The organism is Micromonospora sp. WMMD754 (assembly GCF_049315235.1).
GTDB lineage: Bacteria > Actinomycetota > Actinomycetes > Mycobacteriales > Micromonosporaceae > Micromonospora > Micromonospora sediminicola.
Genome location: NZ_CP186058.1, coordinates 1722008 through 1740820, shown reverse-complemented (window position 1 = coordinate 1740820; position 18813 = coordinate 1722008). Strand labels below are relative to the sequence as shown.

Genomic DNA, 18813 nt, shown 5'->3' with positions numbered 1-18813 from the left:
CCGCCGGCCATGCCGGGCGGGGCCTCGTCGTGTGCGCGGGTCAGGCGCCCGGCTCGGGTGCGCAGATGAAGCGCGGCTCCGGGTCGTAGCGCCAGCTGAACTTCTCCCGCTTGATCACCTTGCCGTCCTTCTTGATCACCCGGTACGCGTCCTGCGCGAACCCCACGCTGCCCGCCGCGGCGATGCAGTCCGGCCCGGGCTTCAGGTAGACGGTCTTCGGCTGGGTGATGTTCCGACGCGGGCCGTACTCGGTCTTCACGCTGTCGTAGATCTTGGTGCTCCAGATCGACACGGTGATCGTGCTGGACGTGTACGACGTGTCGATGAGCACACCGTGCGGCGTGTTGTTGCGGAACTTGAAGTCGAGCTGGGGCCAGAAGATGGTCGACTCGATCACGGCCGGGTAGCGGCTGAAGTAGAACGAGTGCGGCTTGTGCTCGACGTCCTGCATCCCGGCGTAGTAGGTCGCGTTGAACAGCGTGGTGGTGAACTGCGAGACACCGCCACCCACCCCCGGCACCAGCTTGCCGCCCACGATCGTCGGCGCGTCCTGGTAGCCCTGGTCGTAGCCGCGCTCACCGGTGTGTCCGTTGAGCGAGAAGATCTCCCCCGGCTTCACGATCGTTCCGTCCACGTCCTTCGCGGCCTGGACGATGTTCTGGCTGCGCGGCGAGGAGAGGCCGCCGGGGAACCGGGTGGTGAAGGTGGAGACGCGTTCCTTGATGCCCAGCTCCGCGAGCGCGGCCTCGGTCAGCTCCGGCGCGGCCGGCTTGAGCTCGGCGCTGACCGAGCGGCCGGTCGACCTGGGCAGCACCGCGAGCAGGGCGGGGCCGAGCGCGGCGGCGTCGACCTGGCGACCGGCACGGCTCGGCACCACCTTGGGTTTGCCGCCGCTGATGGTCAGCCCGGCGTCGCGCGGTTCCACCTCGAGCGTGGCCAGCTTGCCGCCGAGCGCGGCACGCAGCCGCTTGACGTCGACCCGGGGGGTGAGCGTCCCGGCGTCGTCGGCCGAGAAGCGCAGCGACCGGGCGATGGCGGCAGGTGGGATGGTCACCGACCCGCCGTCGGTGGTGAGCGTGACGGGTGCGGAGACGGCCGGCCGGGCCAGCTCGGCGACGAGGCGGTCGACCTCCTCGCGGGTGGTCGCCGGCCACTTCTCCACCAGCGGCACGGTGACCGGCCGGGCGGCGAGCCAGCCCGACGTCAGCGCCTCGGTGGCGCCGGCCGTGTCCACGGTCAGCGCCGGCTTCGGGTAGACGGGCTTGGGAGTGGTGCCGGTCCAGATGATGGCCGGCATGGTCATCTCCCGGCCCTGGGAACCCATCGCCTTGCGCAGGGCGGCCTCCAGCCGGGCGGGATCGACGGTCACCACCGGCTCGACCGTGCGGGACCCGACGAGCCGGCTGACCGCGTGCGCGTCGGCGGCGGCGGCGGCCGCGACGGTGGCGTCCACGTCGATGGCGAGCCCGACGTCCGCCGGCTTCAGTTCGGTCTTCTTCTCGCCCACGGTCACCGTGAGCGGGGCGTTCAGCGTCTCGGCGCGGCGCTCCAGCTCGGCGCGGAGCGCCCGGGCCGCGTCCGCCCGGCTCCGACCGCCCAGCTCGGTGCCGAGCACGGTGGTGCCGCGGGGCACGTCGCCGGCGTAGGCGTAGGCGCCGACGCCGACGCCCGCGGCGAGCACGGCGGCGGTGAGCCCGCCGGCCAGCAGCAGCCGGCCGCGCCGGGACCGCCCGGGCTTCTCCCCGCCGCCCGTGTCGGGCGGTGTGGCGACCGGCTCCAGCTCGACGCCGGGCCAGCTCACCGCCGCCACCTTGATGGTGGGCCGGTCGTCGGCAGCCGGCATCTTCTCGCCGTACATCGTCACTGCAACCTCGATCGGAAAGACACGCGGGGACCGCTTCCCCCGCGGGAGACACCTACGGTAACCAACGCTCGAGCCGGTCGGGAGTCTCCGGCCGGCAGTCGTGTCGGGCGAGTGCCGGTGTCGTACCCGTCACCCGTTTCGGGGCCCCCGCTCCGTGGCCGGTCGTGGCACGGTGGGCGGGTGCGGACGGATGACCGGGTGGTGGCCGCGTACGGCGGTGGGTGGCTGGACCGGGCGGCGGCGTTGCGCGGCGACCCGGCCTGGCTGGCCGGGCGGTTGGCCGATCCGGAGAGCGTGGTGCTGCCGCTGTGGCGGGACCGGTGCCTCGTCGACGCCGGGCGGACGCCGGTGCGACCGGCGGTGGTCGGTGCGGCCGGCCTGCTCGCCGCCGCCGACGAGACGGTCTTCCTCGGCTTGGCGGAGGGCCGGGCGGTCTTCGCCGCCGACCTCTCCGGCCGCGCCGAGGGCGAGGCTCGCGACCTGGCCGGCGCCGTCGAGGCGGTGGACGTCCGGGCCCTGGTGGGCGGGCTGGGGGCGGCCGAGGCGGCCGTCCAGGCGTACGCGAAGGGGTTGCTGCACTGGCACCGGGGTCAGCGGTTCTGCGGTGCGTGCGGTGCGGCGACGGTCGCCGGGGCGGGCGGGCACACCCGGGCCTGCACCGGCGGTGGGTGCGGTCGGCTGCTCTTTCCCCGGATCGAACCTGCGGTGATCATGCTGGTGGAGGCGTCCGGTGAGCCGGAGCGTTGCCTGCTGGCCCGGCACCGTGGCGCCGGCGAGGACTCGTGGTCGCTGCTGGCCGGGTTCGTGGAGATCGGCGAGAGCCTGGAGGACGCGGTTCGGCGGGAGCTGGCCGAGGAGGCCGGGATCGCGGTGCGCGGGGTGGTCTACCAGGGTTCGCAGGCGTGGCCGTTCCCGGCCGGGCTGATGGTCGGCTTCCGGGCGACGGCGGCGTCGACGGAGGTCCGGGTCGACGGTGCGGAAGTGGTGGAGGCGCGCTGGTTCACCCGGGACGAGCTGCGCGCCCGGGTCGCCGCCGGTCGTCCGCTCGGCCGGATCGACTCGATCGACCGCCACCTGCTGGGGTCGTGGTTGGACGGCCGGAGCTGACCGGTCTCCGGTCGTCGTCGCGGGTCGGCCGGACGGGTGATCGGCACCTCACCCTCAGCGGCTTGTCAGCTGGCCGTTACCGAACTGTGATGTTTGACCGTGATGGCTACCACAGGTGAAACCTCTGCGCCATCGTGTCGTAATCAGGCCGGTTTGCCCGGGGCCGCTTGTCGCCGGGACGTTAACCGATGGTAACCGTAGGCGATCTTGATACCACAGCTGTGTTACCCGTCAGTAGCAAGGGGCTTGTGAGGTCTGTCGCTTCGCGAGAGCATCCAATCCGCGACCGCGCGGCCCGTTCGGCACAACGGCACCCGCGCCGCCCCGCAGCTTTCCGTCCCGCGTCGCGTCCCGCGTCCGGAGACGCACCCCCGTCGAGGAGGACCTTGTGAGTGAATCGGAGAACCGCGAGCTGAGTGGCGGCACCCGCTGGCGGCGCTTCGCCGCGGTGATGGTGCCCGCGACCGTCGTGGCCGGCGGCATCGTGCTGGGTATGGCCAACGGCGCCATCGCGGCGTCGTTCGCCGTGTCGGGCCAGACCTTCAAGGTCGGCGCCTCGAAGCTGGAGGGCACCGGCTTCAAGCAGTACGGCGGCATCGCCAAGGAGTCGGACGGCACCCAGCACCCGGTCGCCGTCTCCGAGATCGCCGACGCCAAGCTCTACGACCTCTGCCAGTCGGTCAACGCCAGCATCCCCGGCGTGCCGATCGTGCTGACCATCAACGCCGGCGGCGGCGGCAAGCCGGCCACGGCCACCAACCTGCTGATCGACATGGACTCGCTCGAGGGCGACGCCCGGTTCGAGAACATCAAGATCGGCCGGGACGCGGCCTCCATGAACCCGGCGCAGCCGGTCGTGCCGAAGTCCTTCGGCCAGAGCGCCGACGCGGTGACCATCACGGACCTGGAGCAGGTGGCCCGTTCCACCAGCGCCGGCGTCTTCACCCTCAACGGCCTGAAGCTCAAGGTCAACGTGGGCAAGGACGCCAAGGAATGCTTCTGATCTGAACTCGAGGCCCGCGGAGGGCGCCCTCCGCGGGCCTCGACCATGTCTCACCCCGTCAGCACCGCCAGGAGGAGTACGTGACAACCGCCGAAACGCAGCAGGCCCGGCCCGGTCGGCTCGGCCAGGCGTGGCGTGGCTTCCGCCGGTGGCGCCGGGCGCGGCCGTTCTGGGGCGGGCTCTTCACCACCCTGGCCGGCCTGGAGATCTTCGCCACCACCCAGCTGAGCCTCAACGGCCTCACCTTCCAGATGGGGCCCACCGGCTTCCTGTCCTGGCTCATCCCCACCATCCTCGTGGCCTGCGGCATGCTGCTCTGGTTCAGCCCGGCGCAGCGCATGTTCTACGCGGTGGTCGCGGCGATCACCGCGCTCTACTCGCTGATCGGCGTGAACCTCGGCGGCTTCTTCATCGGCCTGCTGCTCGGCATGGTCGGCAGCGCGCTCGGTTTCGCCTGGGTGCCGCGCAAGGGCCCGGCCGCCGACGTGCCTCCGGCGGAACCGACCGACGACGAGCCGGTCGAGGAGCCGGCCGACGAGCCGGAGCCGGCCCTGGTCGACGAGCTGCTGCCCCGGCAGCGGGAGGACGACACCACCGGGGTGCTCACCGACACCCTGCCGGAGCCGCGCAACCCGCTGCGGGAGTCGGCCCCGGCGGAACCGGCCGTGGACGCGCCGCCCGCGGACGCGCCGCGTGGTTCCGGGCAGCCGCCCCGGGCGTACGCGATCCTGCTGGTCCTCGCCGTCTCCGCGGCCGGACTGGTCACGATCCGCGACGAACGGCCGGCGATCGCGGCGCCGGCGGCCTGCCCGACCACCTCGGCCCCGGCGCCCAAGCCGTCCGCCTCGAAGACCCCGACGGCCTCCCCGTCGGCCAGTCCGAGCACCACCGCGCCGGCCGAGCCGGCGGAGGAGAAGGACGGCAACCTGCTGACCGACATCGTCGACGGCATCACCGGCCTGTTCACCGGCGGTGACGACGACAAGGCCGAGCCGTCGCCGTCGCCGTCCGCGTCGGCCGTGGCCGCCGCCGCGGCGACCCCGAGTGGGAGCGCCACGCCGAAGCCCAGCGGCAGCGCCAAGCCGTCGACCCCGGCCGAGCCGGGCGCCGACTGCGACGACGACAAGCCGGCGCCGACCAAGCCGAAGCCGGTCGAGGAGGGCAAGCCGCTGCCCAAGCTGGCCGCCGACCCCGACCAGCCGATCGTCGCCGACCCGCCGTCCCGGCTCACCGGCTCCAAGGTCACGATGACGGGGCTGCGCTTCGAGGGCATCGTCGAGCTGCCCACCCGCGACGGCACGCTCAAGTGCCTGAAGTTCACCATGGACAAGGCGGTCACCGACGACTTCACGCTGCTGGCCAGCGGCCCGGCCGGCAAGAAGCAGCGGTACGTGACCGACCGGCTCACCGTCGAGGGCGACGTCGCCTTCTACGCCACCCGGTTCGTCGGCTACCTGCTCGGCATCAAGATCACGCTGACGCCGGACCTGCCCTTCCCGGACGGCATCCCGATCACCTCGCCGATCCCGATCAGCTTCACCGACCCGGTGATCGAGCTGGCGTACGAGAACTCGAAGTCACTCACCGCCCGGCCGGTGCTCCGGGTCGACCTGGCCTGACCGGCGCGGACAGCGAAACGGCCGAGAGCCGGAGGGAACTCCGACTCCCGGCCGTCGCCGTGCTCAGAGCCGGGCCAGCGCCCGGCGCAGCGGGTCGAGCCCCAGCGCCCCCAGGTCGAGCGCCTGGCGGTGGAACTCCTTCAGGTCGAAGTCGGCGCCCTTGCGGGCCTTCGCCTCCTCCCGCGCCTGCAACCAGATCCGCTCGCCCACCTTGTACGAGGGCGCCTGCCCCGGCCAGCCCAGGTAGCGGTTCAGCTCGAAACGCAGGTTCTCGTCCGGCACCCGGCAGTGCGCCCGCATGAACTCCCAGCCCAGCTCCGGCGTCCAGCGCTCGCCCGGGTGGAAGCCGAACGGGTTGTCCGCCGGAATCTCCAGCTCCAGGTGCATGCCGATGTCGACGATGACCCGGGCCGCGCGCAGCGCCTGCCCGTCGAGCATGCCGAGCCGGTCGCCCGGGTCGGCCAGATAGCCCAGCTCGTCCATCAGGCGCTCGGCGTAGAGCGCCCAACCCTCACCGTGCCCGGAGACCCAGCAGAGCAGCCGCTGCCAGCGGTTGAGCAGGTCGGCCCGGACGGCCGTCTGGGCGACCTGGAGGTGGTGGCCGGGCACGCCCTCGTGGTAGACGGTCGTCACCTCGCGCCAGGTGGAGAAGTCGGTGATGCCCTGCGGCACCGCCCACCACATCCGCCCCGGGCGGGAGAAGTCCTCGCTCGGGCCGGTGTAGTAGATGGCGCCGTCGCTCGTCGGCGCCAGCCGGCACTCGATCCGGCGGACCTGCTCCGGGATGTCGAAGTGGGTGCCGTTCAGCTCGGTGATCGCCTTGTCCGCGAGCTCCTGCATCCAGTCGCGGAACGCCTCCTTGCCGCGCACGGTCCGCGCCGGGTCGGCGTCGAGCGCGGCGACGGCCTCGTCGACCGTGGCGCCCGGACCGGCGATCTGCCCGGCCACGATCCGCATGTCGGCCTCCAGACGGGCCAGCTCCGCGAACCCCCAGGCGTACGTCTCGTCCAGGTCGACCTTGGCGCCGAGGAAGTACTGCGAGGCCAGTTCGTAGCGCTCCCGGCCGGCGGCCTGCTTCTCCCGCCCCACCGGGGCCAGCTCGGTGCGGAGGAACTGACCGAACTCGGCGGTGGCCGCGGTCGCGGCGGCGGCGCCCTTGCGCAGCTCCGCGCCGAGCGCGCCGTCCGCGTCGAGCCGCTCGACCAGGCCGTGGAAGAAGTTGTCGCCCTCCGGGTCCACCCAGACGTCGCACTGCTTGGCCACCTCGACGAGCTGCACCCGCGAGCTGACCCGGCCCTCGGCGGCGGCCTCGCGCAGCGTGCGCTTGTAGCCCTCCAGCGCCGAGGCGAAGCGGTTGAGTCGGGTGGCCACGTTGGCCTTCGCCTCCTCGCCGTCGGTCGGCATCAGGTCGAAGACCATCCGGATCTCGTGCAGGCCGCTCTCGATCACGCTGATCTCGCTGGTGGTCTCCCCGGCGTCGTGCCGGGCGAGCTCCAGGCCGAGGCGCTCCTGCATCGCCTCCTTGGCGGTCCGCTCCGCCTCGGTCTCCGGCTCGGTCACGTCGAGCTGGCCCAGCGTGCGCCGGGTCAGGTCCGCCCGGGCCGCGTAGCCGTCCGGCGTGAGGTCGTCGAGCTGGTCGTCGTAGCCGGCGATGCCGACGTAGGTGGCGCCGGTCGGGCTCAGCGGAGCCCACTCGGCCACGTACCGGTTGGCGAGGTCATCGATTCGTCCCACGGGCGAACCCTACGTGACCGGGCCACCCCGGTGTCGACAGCGTTTGCCGTGTTCGCCGGCGGCGACCCGACGGCTCAGGGCAGCAACTCGACCGGATCGAAGTCGATCGTGAAGGGTGCGTCCAGCTTGAGTCGTTGGCCGCTGACCGCCTGCGCCGTGCTGACGTAGCCGCCGTCGCGGAGGGTGAGGAACTCGACGCCGACGTGACGGATCTGGCGGACGACCTGCACCCGCATGAAGTACGGGACGCCGGCCTCGGCGCAGCGGCGGGGCTTGTCCACGAAGTCCTGACGGCGGCTGCCGGGCGACACGAACTCGACCGCCATGGTGCACAGCCGCACCGGGATCCAGCGATCATCCTGGTCGGTCTCGGGCAGAGCGTGCAGGACGGTGAGGTCGGGCTGGATCCAGCGGTCCGGGCTGAAGGTCAGGTTCACCTGGCCGAAGACGTAGTAGCCGGCTTCCTTCGCCGCGGGCTTGAGCAGATGCAGCAGCTCGCCCTCGGCATAGCTGTTGGTGCCGGTCTCGGCGGGGGTCATGACCAGCCTTCCGTCGATGCACTCGTAGCGCGCGTTCGGCAGCTCGCGCAACGGGAGGTAACGGTCGGCGAGCTCGGTGGTCCACATCCCGTCGAAGTCGACGAGCGGATCGAACGGCGTGGGCATGGCCATCGACGTCTCACCTCCTCGGCTGGTCAACGCCTCCACTGTAAGGCGGTTGCTGTGGTGGTCGACACGGCGTCTGAATTTCGCGCGACATCGTCGTACCCCGGGGGCAGAGTGTCAGGGGTGACAGTCGAGACCACTCCTGACCGCGCGCCGCTGCGGAGCTGGCTGCCCGGGTTCGTCGCGCTCGCCGCCATCTGGGGCTCCAGCTTCCTCTTCATCAAGGTGGGGGTGGCCGAGCTGCACCCCGTGCACCTCACCCTCTTCCGGGTCGCCACCGGCGCGGTCACGCTTCTGGTGGTGCTGGCCGTGCTGCGTGACCGGCTGCCCCGCGAGCCCCGGGTCTGGGCGCACATGCTGGTGGTCGCCGCGTTGGGCGTCGCGCTGCCGTTCACCCTCTTCGGCTTCGGCGAGCAGCGGGTCGAGTCGATGCTGGCCGGCATCTGGAACGCCACCACGCCGCTGATCGTGCTGCCGCTGGCCGTGCTGGTGTTCCGCACCGAGCGGCTGACCGTGCGGCGGGCCGTCGGGCTGGGGCTGGGCTTCGTCGGCGTGCTGGTGGTGCTCGGCGTCTGGGAGGGCGTGGGCGGCGCCCACTTCACCGGCCAGCTCATGTGCTTCGGGGCGGCGGCCTGCTACGGCCTGGCGATCCCGTACCAGAAGAAGTTCATCGCGGGCAGCGCGCACTCCGGGCTGTCGCTGTCGGCGGCGCAACTGCTCGTGGCCACCGCGCAGCTCGCGCTGGTCGCGCCGCTGGTGGCGGGGGCACCCCCGATGCCGACCGACCTGTCGCTGCGGGTGGCGGCCAGCGTGCTCGCGCTCGGCGCGCTCGGCACCGGGCTGGCCTTCGTGATCAACATGCGCAACATCCGGTTGGCCGGGGCGAGCACGGCGTCCACGGTGACCTACCTGATCCCGGTGTTCGCGGTGCTGGTCGGCGCGGTGGTGCTCGGCGAGCGGATGAACTGGCACCAGCCGGTCGGCGCGCTGGTGGTGCTCGTCGGGGTGGCGGTCGCGCAGGGCCTGTTCGGCAGGCGTGGACGCCGGCCGGAACCGGTGGCCCCCGCGGCCCGCACTGTCGAGCCGGCCGCCCGGGGCTGACCGCTCAGCCCCGGCCCGCCGTCCACTTCACCAGGCGGGCGGCCGTCCACGTGTTGACCACCCGGTCCGCCGGCACGCCGCAACGCGCCGCCCGCTCACAGCCGAAGCGCTGCCAGTCGAGCTGCCCGGGCGCGTGCGCGTCGGTGTTGATCGCGAACCGGCAGCCGGCCTCCAGCGCCCGGCGGATCAACCGCTTCGGCGGGTCCTGCCGTTCCGGCCGGGAGTTGATCTCGACGGCGACGTCGTGCTCGGCGCAGGCGGCGAAGACGGCGTCCGGGTCGAACTCGCTCTCCTTGCGGGTGCGGGCCCGGTGGCCCCGGTCGCCCGGCCCGGTCACGCCCGCCGGCCGGGACGAGACCATCCGGCCGGTGCAGTGGCCGAGGATGTCCAGGTGCGGGTTGCCGATCGCGGCCAGCATCCGGCGGGTCATCCGCGCCCGGTCGTCGCTCAGGCCGCTGTGCACCGAGCCGACCACCACGTCCAGCCGCGCGAGCAGTTCGTCGTCCTGGTCCAGCGAGCCGTCGGCGAGGATGTCGACCTCGATGCCGGTGAGGATGCGGAAGCCCTTCGGCAGCGCCTCGTTCACGGCGGCCACGTGGTCGAGCTGCCGGCGCAGCCGGTCGGCGGTGAGACCCCGGGCCACCTTGAGCCGGGGCGAGTGGTCGGTGAGCACCAGGTACTCGTGCCCCAGCTCGACCGCCGCCAGCGCCATCTCCTCGATCGGCGAGCCGCCGTCGGACCAGTCGGAGTGGGTGTGACAGTCGCCGCGCAACGCGTCCCGCAGCCGCGCCGCCTCCTCGTCCAGGTCGGTGCCCTCGGTGGCGACCAGCCGGCGCAGGTAGACGGGTTCCTCGCCGGCCAGCGACTCGACGACACAGCGGGCGGTCACGTCGCCGACGCCGGCCAGCTCGGTCAGCTTGCCGGTGCGGGCCCGCTCCGCCACCTCCCCGGCGGGCAGCGCGCCGAGCGCCGCGGCCGCCGACCGGAACGCCCGGACCCGGTAGGTGGCCTCGTTCGCCCGCTCCAGCAGGAACGCGATCCGGCGCAGGTCGGCGATGGGGTCCCGGGCAGTCATGCCCTGGAACCTACGCGCTCGCGCCGCCCGCCGGGCGGCCCCGCACCGCGCGTCGGGGTCAGCCGCCGACGGCCGACCGGCCGGGCGACGTCGGGCAGCCGTGCTTGCGCTGCCAGGCGGTGACCTCGGCGACCGGCGACCGGTTACCGCCCTTACGCCACGAGTTCAGGTAGGGCGCCGGCCAGACCACACCCCGCCGGATCCACCAGTCGCTCGTGCCGGTGCACTTCGGCGACAGCCCGAAGTGCAGGTGGCAGACGTTGTTGGCGTTGCCGGTGCGGCCCACCTTGCCGAGCTGCTGGCCGGCGCGCACGCGTACGCCGGCGTCGACGCCGGCGGTGATCGCGCTCAGGTGGGAGCCGTAGTAGCGCACCCCGTCGTCGCCCAGCAGCGACACCGAGAGTCCGCCGTTGTTCGGCCCGAGCGGCCCGCGCTTGTCGAACCGGTCCACCCGGCTGACCTCCAGGACCACGCCGTCGGTGACCGCCACGACCGGCTCGCCGCAGTCGGCGAAGAGGTCGGTGCCCGGATAGCCGCCGTGCGTCGGGTGGTAGTCGACGTTGCCGGCCCGGACCGGGAAGACCCGCCGCACGTCGGTGCGGGTCGGCGTCGGGGCGGCGGAGGAGGCGGCCGGCGGGGTCGGGCGGGGACTCGCCGGCTCGGCCGGCTGAGCGGCGGTCACCATCGGGCTCGGGTCCCGCCAGGCGTCGGCGGGCGCGGCGGGGCGGTCGCACCCGGCGGCCAGCGCCGCCACGAGCAGCAGGACCGGGTACGCCGGACGCGTGCGGCGTCCGATCGATGGCGAGCGCATCCGATCATCCTGGCAGACCACTACCGTGGGGACGAACGCCGAGAGTCGGCCGCATAGATCGGTGACTGTGCGTGGTTGTCGAGGTGGGTCGTCCGGGAAGGGGGCAGCGGTGGCGAACGGGTGGTACGGCGTACCCGACGGGCCCGGTCCGGGGGTGGCGCACCCGCCGCCGCGTACGCCGTCGGGGCTCTTCCCGTCCGGCGGGCCCATGCGGCCCAGCTACCGCGAACCGCACCCGGTCACCGGCGGCGGCGTCGCGGTGGGCGCGGTGGCCGCGTTCGCCTGGCTGCTGCTGTTCGGGCTGGTCGGCCGCGATGTGCCCGGCTACGCGTGGTGGACGCTGTTCGCCGGCGGGGTGGCCTGGGCGGCCGCCGCGGCGCTGGTCCGCCACGGCGACCGCGGGGTGGCGACCGGGGTGGCCATCGTCACCGCGGGCGGCTGGAGCATCGCCGCCGCGGTCGTCGCGGTGCGGTGGGCGCAGTCCGGCGACTGGCCGCTCTGGTGACCTTGGGTGCCGGTTTCGCTGCGTAGCGAAGACCATCTTGACGAACGCGTGGTGACGGTTCACGCTCGCGGTATGGCCTGGACCACACCGCCGCGGCTCGACCCCGAGCGGAGCCGCCGTCGCCTGCAACTCCTCGCCGAGTTGGCCGGTGCGCGTGCGGTACAGCAGCGCGAACGGCCGCAGCGGGCGCGCACCGAGCGGCTGCGCCAGCTGATCGCCACCCGTCGGCGCGTCGCCGGCTGAACCACTTTCTCCAGGAACGGCCGGCCCCTTACGGGGCGTTGACCGGTCGCCCGCCGACCCGACCGGTTAACGTGCATCGCGTGACGTGTCGGCGTGCTGCCGAGGCCAATTTGGGGGGACCGTGTCGTACTTCGCTGCTGCCGTGGCGCGCGTCGACGGTGGCTGGACCGCCGGCGAGGTGAGCCTGCGGGGCGTCACCGACATCGAGGAGGTGGCCGACCGGCTGCGCGACGTCGAGCCGGACGCCGACCTCTCCCTGCTCTTCGTCGAGGCGGACGACACGTACCTGGTGATCCTGCGCCTGGACGAGGGGGAGGACCTGCGGGTCTTCGGCTCCGACTCGGCCTACGCGGAGGAGTCCCGGCTGGGCGCGCTGCTGGTGGGTGACCTGAAGACCTCGGTCACCGGGCTGGAAGATGTCGACGAGCCGCGCCCGACCGGCGGCGACGAGGACAGCGAGCAGCCGGCCGTGGACCCGGAGGCCGACCCGGTGGGCGACGCCGACCTCCTCGCCGACCTGGGCATCCCGGCGCAGAAGCTGCTCGCGCTCTGCGCCCACGAGGGTTCCATGCCGGCGGACGTGACCGCCGAGATCTGCCAGGTGCTCGGCTGCGCGGACGACGTCGAGGAGCTGCGTGAGGTCTGAGCCGGGCGAGTCGGTCACCCCCGGCGCGGCGGAACCGGTCGACGCCACCGATCCGGCGCTGGAGACGGTGGGACCGCCGGGCGCGGGGCCGGGTGCCGACGAGTGGCTGGCCGGGCCCGGCGAGCTGGGTCGCCGGCAGCGGCACGAACTGTGGATGCGCCGGGCCTTGGAGGTCGCGGTGACCGGCCCGGACGGCGACACCCCCGAGGACGCCGACGACGTGCCGGTCGGCGCCGTGCTCTACGCCCCCGACGGCGCCGAGCTGGCGATCGGGCGTAATGAGCGGGAGCTGACCGGCGACCCGACGGCGCACGCCGAGGTGCTGGCGCTGCGCCGGGCCGCGCAGCGGCTGGGCCGCTGGCGGCTGGACGGCTGCACCCTGGTGGTGACGCTGGAGCCGTGCACCATGTGCGCCGGTGCGATCGCGCTGGCCCGGGTCTCGACGGTGGTGTTCGGGGCGTGGGAGCCGAAGACGGGTGCGGTGGGCTCGCTCTGGGACGTGCTGCGCGACCGCCGCGTCACGCACCGCCCCGAGGTGTACGGGGGTGTGCTGGAGGTGGAGAGCGCGGCGCTGCTGCGCGCGTTCTTTCGCTGACCGGGTGCGCCGCGGCGCGTCGGTCGCGGCGTGTCGCGGCCCGACGGGCATGTTGCTTTCCTGCGATATGACTCTGAGGCATATTTATGCCGCTGAGTCATGACGCCCGAACCGGAACCCGTCGCGGCCCGGACGACGACCGCCCCGGCACCTGGTGGTGACGGGGCGGTCGGCGGAACGGATCGGTCAGGCGATGATGGTGTCGAGGGCGATCTCGACCATCTGGCCGAAGGTCTGCTCACGCTCCTGCGACGTGGTCTTCTCGCCGGTCTTGATGTGGTCGCTGACGGTCAGGATGGTCAGCGCGCGGGCCTTGAACCGGGCGGCGATCGTGTAGAGCGCCGCCGACTCCATCTCCACCGCCAGCACGCCGTAGTCGGCGAGCGTGTCGTACAGGTCCGGCCGGTCGGTGTAGAAGGCGTCCGCGGCCAGGATCGGCCCGACCCGCATGCTGATGCCGCGCCGCTCGGCCACCTCGACCGAGGTACGCAGCAGCCCGAAGTCGGCCACCGGGGCGTAGTCGATCAGCCCGTCGAAACGCATCCGGTTCATGTTCGAGTCGGTGGACGAGCCGATCGCCGCCACCACGTCGCGCAGCGCCAGGTCCTCGGTCAGGGCCCCGCAGGACCCGACCCGGATCAGCGACTTCACGCCGTACTCGTTGACCAGCTCGTGGGCGTAGATGGAGGCGGACGGCATGCCCATGCCGGAACCCTGGACGGAGACGTCGACGCCGTTCCACCGCCCGGTGAAGCCCAGCATGCCGCGCACCGTCGTGTAGCAGCGGGCCTCCTCGAGGTAGGTCTCCGCGATCCACTTGGCCCGCAGCGGGTCGCCCGGCATCAGGACCCGCTCGGCGATCTCTCCCGGCTCAGCGCCGATGTGCGTACTCATGGCAAAGATCCTGCCAGGCCGGCCGGAGGGATACCGGTTCGGCGTCCAGACCGGTGGTCCTGTACCCTCGTCGGCGGTGGCGTGTCCGAGTGGCCTAAGGAGCACGCCTCGAAAGCGTGTGAGGGTTTACGCCCTCCGCGGGTTCAAATCCCGCCGCCACCGCTCGTGAACAGCGAGAACGCCCGGTGCGATCCGTGAGGATCACACCGGGCGTTCCGCGTTCCGGGTCAGCTCCCGGTGAAGTCGTCGCCGAGCAGTGTGCGGATCCGCCCCAGTGCCCGGGCGTCGCGCATCTTCACCGCCGAAGCGGAGATCCCCAGGATCCTGGCGACGGTGGCGACGCTCTGGTCCTCCCAGTGTCGCAGCACCACGATCGCCTGGTCCCGGATCGGCAGTGTCGCCAGTGCGGACATCAATGCGACGTGCAGGTCGGTCGTCGCTGCTGGTTCCGGCCGTTCCGGCAGGTCGGCGCAGACCACCTCGGTGTCGCTGCGCCGGCTTCGCTGGTCGAAGACGGCGTTCATGAGCACCCGACGGCTGTACGCGTCGAGGTTTGCGCTGTGCCGGACCCGGCCCCAGGAGGCGTACATCTTGGCAAACGTGATCTGGGCGAGGTCCTGGGCGAGGTGCCAGTCCCGGCACATGAGGTAGGCGGTCCGTCTCAGCCGGGGTGCGGTCGCCGCGACGAACGCGCTGAAGTCCTCGTCCCGGGTGCTGCGCTCACGACGGCGGGCGGCGCTCCACCGGGCCAGTGGGCCGGCCGGGCGTTCGGCGGACGGCGTGGCGCGCACGTCGATCTGGCCGCTGGTCACTCACCCTCCCCGGATTCCGGGCGCGCCGGACACGGACCGCCCAGGATCTGATCGACGCCGTCCCTGTCGTGGAAGTCCGCGATGAGCCGGGCGGCGTCCCCCGCCCTGGCGAGTGTGACCTGGAAGGACTCGGGCATCTGCTCCGGCTTGACCGCATTGACCAGATCCGAATTGTCCCTGTACATCTCCTTGAACCTGGCGTACGCCTCGTCCTGGCCCTGGAATGTCACGCTGCGTACGAGTGGATCGGATCGGAGCGTGTCTTGGAGGTCGAGCCGCTGCTGATCGGTGACGTCCTGCCGCAGAAAGACCCGGACGTCGGCCGTCGCGTGTCCGCCCTGCCGGTCGCAGGCGGCGCTCGTGGCAGGCATCAGTGCCCCGGCCGCCACCACCGGTGGCACGGGCGCCCCCTGCGTCAGGGGCAGGTTCAGCGCGACCATGGCGGCGGCGACCGCGGCGAAGCCGGCTGCCGCACCGCCGGCGAGTAGGCGGCGTCTGCGCCGCAGGATCGCTCCCGCCGTCATGGCCTCCCGGGCCAGTTCTCCGGTCGGGGGCGCGGGTTCGACGCCGAGCGCCCGCTCGAAGAGCACGTGCAGGTTCTGGTCCACAGCTCACTCCTGGTGTCCGACGGCTTCCACCCTCAAGGACTGGTCGAGTCGCTGTATCGGTCACACCTGAGTTCCGACGGGTCGGATCAGCAGGGGCCGTAGCCCTCGTCGAAGAGGCGGCGGGCCCAGTCCGCGTACCCGGCGATGATCTTTCGGACCGTGACGCCGTCGTGCAGGAACAGGTACGCGCGGTCGCCGTCGCGGGCGAGCAGCCCGGCGAAGCGGTGACTGCCGGGCGGCGCCGGCAGCGCGGTGGCACCGGGGTACGCGGACCGGACGTCGGCGACCGGCGTGCCGGCGCTGATCCCCTCCGGCGTGCTCATCGGGTCGTCGAGCCAGAGCAGGACGAGCCGGTCGTCGACGAAGATCGGGCTGACCGAGCCGAGCCCGGTCAGCGTGGGCCCGCAGGCCTCCTCGTCGGTGTGCAGCAGGCCGCGCCGGGTGAGGTCCTCCTCGGTGTCGCCGAACTCCGCGTTGCGCAGGCCGTCGAGGCTGACCACCTCGGCGGCCCCGACCGGCCGGGCCGGCCACTGTGGATGGACGCCGCTGCCGGCGATGGACGCGGCAGCGGTCAGCGCGGCGATAAAGCCGAATTGTCGTAGTTTCATGCAATCCCCCAGTCCACAACGGGACCGGGGCGTCGAGGTTGCTGGTGCGGGTCGGATTGGCGTAGCTCCCATTCGTCGGCCAGTTCGTCCCAGTAGTCGGCGGACAGCCCGCGCCGGCCGTGCGCCAGCCAGCCCTCGGTGTCGCGCTCCAGGTGCAGGCCCAGCTCGGCGAACGGGTCGATCCACGCGCCCGGCTCGGCGCCCAGCCGGGCCAGCGCGGTGTTGATCGGCCACTCGACGCGCGGCCGGTCCAGCGCCTGGTCGTAGCGCGGCCCCCAGCTCACGTCGCCGCCCAGCCAGACCACCGCGGACTGGTGGCCGAGCCCGCCGGCGAACTCCGCCTCCAGGTAGGCCACCGGCCCGTTCTCCGACCAGCCGGCCAGCAGCTCCGCCAGCGCAGGCGAGAGGACCAGTCGGAACGGGCGTTCGGCGCACGGGTCGTCGGTGGCGAAGTCCGGCAGCCGGCCGGTCAGCTCCTCGACCAGCTGCGGAGTCACCGGCAGCAGCGCGAAGTCCTGGCGGAGCGCGGCGAGCACCGCGTGGTCCAGGCCGGCGGTCCGCTCGCGGAGCAGCTCCACGTCGGCGACCACGGCGCTGAGCTGATAGCTCATCCGACCCGTTCGGCATCCACAGCCTGTGGATAGAACATGTGTACGACGCCTCCTCCCGTGTGTCCCGAGACGTTACCGGGGACGGGGGGCGGAAAACCCCCGGACGGAGTCGGATGGTTTCCGCCTTCTGGCGACCGACGGCGCTGCCTAGCGTCGATCATGTGATCGAACTACGTGAGTTGACCAAGCGCTACGGGGGCCGGGTCGCCGTGGACGGGCTGACCGTCCAGGTTCGGCCGGGGGTCGTCACCGGCTTCCTCGGCCCGAATGGCTCCGGCAAGTCGACGACGATGCGCATGACACCTCACCGGCTGGCGTCACGCCACGTTGCCGCCGACGAGATACCTCGGGCGTCCGTCGGCGAGCGCGGCCACCGCGTGACGCAACCGCTGCCAGATGTACGGGCGAAGCAGCGCCCGCGCGTCGTCGAGTGCAACGAAACGAGCCTCGGCCAGCTCGCCGTCCGTCGGCCGAAGTTGTTCCGTGGCCGGCAGCACGCCTCCGTCGAAGACGAACATCAGGCTGTCGTCCCACGGGCCGTGCGGGGCCACCCAGTCCACCACCAGCATCGACCCGACGCGCAGCTCCAGCCCGAGTTCCTCGTGGAGTTCCCGTGCGGCAGTGACGTGCGGTGGCTCGTTCGCCTCGGCCATGCCGCCCGGCAGATCCCAGTCCGGCTTGTAGCGAGGGTCGACCAGCAGGACCTCGCCCCGCTCGTTGCGCAGGAGCACGTCCACCCCGACCCGCTTGCGCGGTTGGCGCGCATTGCCCTCCGCAAGGTGTGCGCGCCAGGCTGCTGGATCTCGCTCGTACAGGGGACGCTCGTCGGCCATGAGGCCCATTGTCGATGGGTGTCATCCGGTCGGCAGTGGCAGCGCCAGCCAACTCCGTTCCCGGAACGTGTCGCGAAGCCGGTCCAGAAGCTGCGGCACGTCGGGGAGGTGGATGGAATGTGACCGCAGCAGTAGTGCGAGATGCCGAAGCTGATCGAGGACGACGGTGGAGCCGAGCCCGTGGGTGAGGTCGATGGTCTTATGGGTGACCAGGCACGCCTCGTCGATCCGGGCCTGCCCGACCAGCGCCGTGGCCAGGAGCGTCCGGGCAAGTGCCTGACTGCGTACCCGGGTGGTCGGCTCGTCGGTCACGATGTCGTCGAGCAGGCGTAGCGCGGCCGTCACGTCACCGAGGCGAAGTAGGCACCGGGCCGTCTCGATGTCGAGTGAGGTGCGGTCGAACGGACTCAGCCATGGGGTTGGCGACGCTGCTGCCTGGCCGAGTGCGACTTCGGCGAGACGGAGAGTCGAGTGGCACTCGGCGGCTCGGCCCGCTGCCGCGAGACCGCGCGCCTGTAGGGCGAACAGCCGTGCGCGGACCCGTGCGCCCGCTTCCTCGTCCGCGATTACGCCGAGCCCTTCGATGGCATGGGCGATGGCTGCCGCTGCGTTGCCGTCGTGGGATGCGAGATGGCTGAGACTGCCGTGGACCTGACCGACAAGGAGGCGGGTGCCGCTGTCGACAGCGAGCGCCAACGCGTCACGGAAGTGCTGGCGGCCCGTGGTCGAGTCGCCGGAATCGTGCGCCATCCAGCCGGCCATCTCGTGCAGCGTCGCAGCCGCCAACAGCGTCGGCCGAGGGAGGGCGGACGATTGCCTCGTCGGCGGGAAGAACGCGGTGATGTGCGCAAGCGCCCCGCGGTACAGGTTCCGTCCGCCGATCCGCCGATCCGCCGATCTGCCGGTCGGCGCATCGAAGCGCGCTGAGCAGGTGAGGACCGGCTTCTCCGTCGACGTGTGGCGGAGCGTCGTCGCGCCCGGGCGGGAGGCGGAACCACAGGATGTGGGCGGGAATCCCAGCACCCGAGCCCAATGGGCGAGCCGGTCGAGGTGCACCATCGGCGGCCCTGTCTCGACGCGGCTGAGTTGCGCCTGGGTGACCCCGAACCAACCGGCCACCGTGGCCTGAGGCAGCGGCTGCCGGCCGTGGTACGGATGGTGGCGGTAGGCCCGAATCACGCGGCCGAGGTGCCGTTCCGCCAAGGCTCGCCAAAGCGGCTCGTGCGACCAGAAGGTGGCCGGAACCTCGGGCGCTGCGACGACCCGGTCCCGCTCCGCCCGTTGGCAGGGGGCGCAACGCCCGGAGTTGTTGTCCGTCGCCAGGCCGGCCCCGCAGCGGGCGCAACCTGCTCGCCTCGTCATCGCGGTCATCAGCTCATTGAACTCGCTGCGTGACTGCGCGGTATACAGGCGGCGCATATGTTGCTGGCTGCTCTGCGCGTACGCGGAAGGGGCCGGACCTTCGACGGGCCCGGCCCC

General features: G+C 72.4%; 20 protein-coding genes, 1 tRNA gene and 1 pseudogene. 10 read left to right on the top strand and 12 right to left on the bottom strand.

The window, feature by feature from the left end; translation table 11 throughout:
• Positions 1–40 precede the first annotated feature (40 nt).
• Positions 41–1858 (bottom strand): VanW family protein, encoded by a 1818-nt coding sequence (locus ACN27B_RS08250; RefSeq protein ID WP_422745877.1) that lies wholly within the window; start codon positions 1856–1858, stop codon positions 41–43.
• Positions 1859–2044: 186 nt separating this feature from the next.
• Here ACN27B_RS08250 and nudC point away from each other — a divergent pair, with 186 nt between their 5' ends.
• The 3 genes from nudC (at position 2045) to ACN27B_RS08235 (ending at position 5593) form a co-directional block, all read left to right on the top strand.
• Positions 2045–2971, top strand: a complete 927-nt coding sequence (gene nudC, locus ACN27B_RS08245; protein WP_422744214.1) for an NAD(+) diphosphatase — start codon at positions 2045–2047, stop codon at positions 2969–2971.
• 451 nt (positions 2972–3422) lie between these two features.
• Positions 3423–3974, top strand: coding sequence for a DUF6230 family protein (locus ACN27B_RS08240; RefSeq protein ID WP_099164878.1), 552 nt, complete (start codon positions 3423–3425; stop codon positions 3972–3974).
• 80 nt (positions 3975–4054) lie between these two features.
• A complete protein-coding gene (locus tag ACN27B_RS08235; RefSeq protein WP_099163319.1) occupies positions 4055–5593 on the top strand; it encodes a DUF6114 domain-containing protein in 1539 nt (512 codons plus the stop codon).
• Positions 5594–5656: 63 nt separating this feature from the next.
• On the opposite strand, the gene ACN27B_RS08230 is transcribed toward ACN27B_RS08235, so the two are convergent.
• Entirely contained in the window at positions 5657–7327 is a 1671-nt protein-coding gene (locus ACN27B_RS08230) for a DUF885 domain-containing protein (protein ID WP_099163320.1), read from the bottom strand.
• A 74-nt stretch (positions 7328–7401) separates the two neighbouring features.
• The gene (locus tag ACN27B_RS08225; protein WP_218012420.1) at positions 7402–8025 is read right to left on the bottom strand and encodes a Uma2 family endonuclease; all 624 of its coding nucleotides are present in this window, start codon (positions 8023–8025) and stop codon (positions 7402–7404) included.
• A 90-nt stretch (positions 8026–8115) separates the two neighbouring features.
• On the opposite strand from ACN27B_RS08225, the gene ACN27B_RS08220 reads away from it, so the two are divergent.
• Entirely contained in the window at positions 8116–9093 is a 978-nt protein-coding gene (locus tag ACN27B_RS08220; RefSeq protein ID WP_422744211.1) for a DMT family transporter, read from the top strand.
• Between the two features lie 4 nt (positions 9094–9097).
• On the opposite strand, the gene ACN27B_RS08215 is transcribed toward ACN27B_RS08220, so the two are convergent.
• Both ACN27B_RS08215 and ACN27B_RS08210 read right to left on the bottom strand, forming a co-directional pair.
• Positions 9098–10168, bottom strand: coding sequence for a PHP domain-containing protein (locus ACN27B_RS08215; protein ID WP_396823181.1), 1071 nt, complete (start codon positions 10166–10168; stop codon positions 9098–9100).
• A 58-nt stretch (positions 10169–10226) separates the two neighbouring features.
• Positions 10227–10853: a M23 family metallopeptidase gene (locus tag ACN27B_RS08210; protein WP_422745875.1), complete on the bottom strand. Its 627-nt coding sequence runs from the start codon at positions 10851–10853 to the stop codon at positions 10227–10229.
• A 334-nt stretch (positions 10854–11187) separates the two neighbouring features.
• Between ACN27B_RS08210 and ACN27B_RS08205 the strand changes: the two genes are divergently transcribed.
• From ACN27B_RS08205 to ACN27B_RS08190, 4 genes are all read left to right on the top strand, one after another.
• Positions 11188–11484, top strand: a complete 297-nt coding sequence (locus tag ACN27B_RS08205) for a hypothetical protein (RefSeq protein ID WP_091576827.1) — start codon at positions 11188–11190, stop codon at positions 11482–11484.
• A gap of 72 nt (positions 11485–11556) precedes the next feature.
• Positions 11557–11727: a hypothetical protein gene (locus ACN27B_RS08200; protein ID WP_172967891.1), complete on the top strand. Its 171-nt coding sequence runs from the start codon at positions 11557–11559 to the stop codon at positions 11725–11727.
• Positions 11728–11848: 121 nt separating this feature from the next.
• A complete protein-coding gene (locus ACN27B_RS08195) occupies positions 11849–12373 on the top strand; it encodes a tRNA adenosine deaminase-associated protein (RefSeq protein ID WP_091568366.1) in 525 nt (174 codons plus the stop codon).
• 67 nt (positions 12374–12440) lie between these two features.
• The gene (locus ACN27B_RS08190; protein WP_371682311.1) at positions 12441–12968 is read left to right on the top strand and encodes a nucleoside deaminase; all 528 of its coding nucleotides are present in this window, start codon (positions 12441–12443) and stop codon (positions 12966–12968) included.
• Between the two features lie 186 nt (positions 12969–13154).
• Here ACN27B_RS08190 and deoD read toward each other — a convergent pair whose 3' ends face one another.
• The gene (gene deoD, locus ACN27B_RS08185; protein ID WP_091568373.1) at positions 13155–13862 is read right to left on the bottom strand and encodes a purine-nucleoside phosphorylase; all 708 of its coding nucleotides are present in this window, start codon (positions 13860–13862) and stop codon (positions 13155–13157) included.
• Positions 13863–13937: 75 nt separating this feature from the next.
• On the opposite strand from deoD, the gene ACN27B_RS08180 reads away from it, so the two are divergent.
• Positions 13938–14024: transfer RNA gene (locus tag ACN27B_RS08180), tRNA-Ser, on the top strand.
• 65 nt (positions 14025–14089) lie between these two features.
• Here ACN27B_RS08180 and ACN27B_RS08175 read toward each other — a convergent pair.
• The 4 genes from ACN27B_RS08175 to ACN27B_RS08160 form a co-directional block, all read right to left on the bottom strand.
• On the bottom strand, positions 14090–14674 hold the full coding sequence (locus ACN27B_RS08175; protein WP_253866134.1) for a SigE family RNA polymerase sigma factor: 585 nt from the start codon (positions 14672–14674) through the stop codon (positions 14090–14092).
• Complete coding sequence (locus tag ACN27B_RS08170) at positions 14671–15282, bottom strand: permease-like cell division protein FtsX (protein WP_422744207.1); 612 nt, start codon at positions 15280–15282, stop codon at positions 14671–14673. The genes ACN27B_RS08175 and ACN27B_RS08170 overlap by 4 nt, the downstream gene beginning before the upstream one ends.
• An 86-nt stretch (positions 15283–15368) precedes the next feature.
• On the bottom strand, positions 15369–15890 hold the full coding sequence (locus ACN27B_RS08165; RefSeq protein ID WP_099163326.1) for a hypothetical protein: 522 nt from the start codon (positions 15888–15890) through the stop codon (positions 15369–15371).
• Positions 15887–16501 (bottom strand): hypothetical protein, encoded by a 615-nt coding sequence (locus ACN27B_RS08160; protein ID WP_422744205.1) that lies wholly within the window; start codon positions 16499–16501, stop codon positions 15887–15889. The genes ACN27B_RS08165 and ACN27B_RS08160 overlap by 4 nt, the downstream gene beginning before the upstream one ends.
• 161 nt (positions 16502–16662) lie before the next feature.
• On the opposite strand from ACN27B_RS08160, the pseudogene ACN27B_RS08155 reads away from it, so the two are divergent.
• Positions 16663–16800 (top strand): annotated as a pseudogene (locus ACN27B_RS08155) (ATP-binding cassette domain-containing protein); the annotation flags it as partial.
• 18 nt (positions 16801–16818) lie between these two features.
• Here ACN27B_RS08155 and ACN27B_RS08150 read toward each other — a convergent pair.
• The gene (locus ACN27B_RS08150) at positions 16819–17334 is read right to left on the bottom strand and encodes an NUDIX domain-containing protein (RefSeq protein ID WP_099163328.1); all 516 of its coding nucleotides are present in this window, start codon (positions 17332–17334) and stop codon (positions 16819–16821) included.
• A 21-nt stretch (positions 17335–17355) separates the two neighbouring features.
• The gene (locus ACN27B_RS08145) at positions 17356–18705 is read right to left on the bottom strand and encodes a helix-turn-helix domain-containing protein (RefSeq protein ID WP_422744203.1); all 1350 of its coding nucleotides are present in this window, start codon (positions 18703–18705) and stop codon (positions 17356–17358) included.
• Positions 18706–18813: the final 108 nt, after the last annotated feature.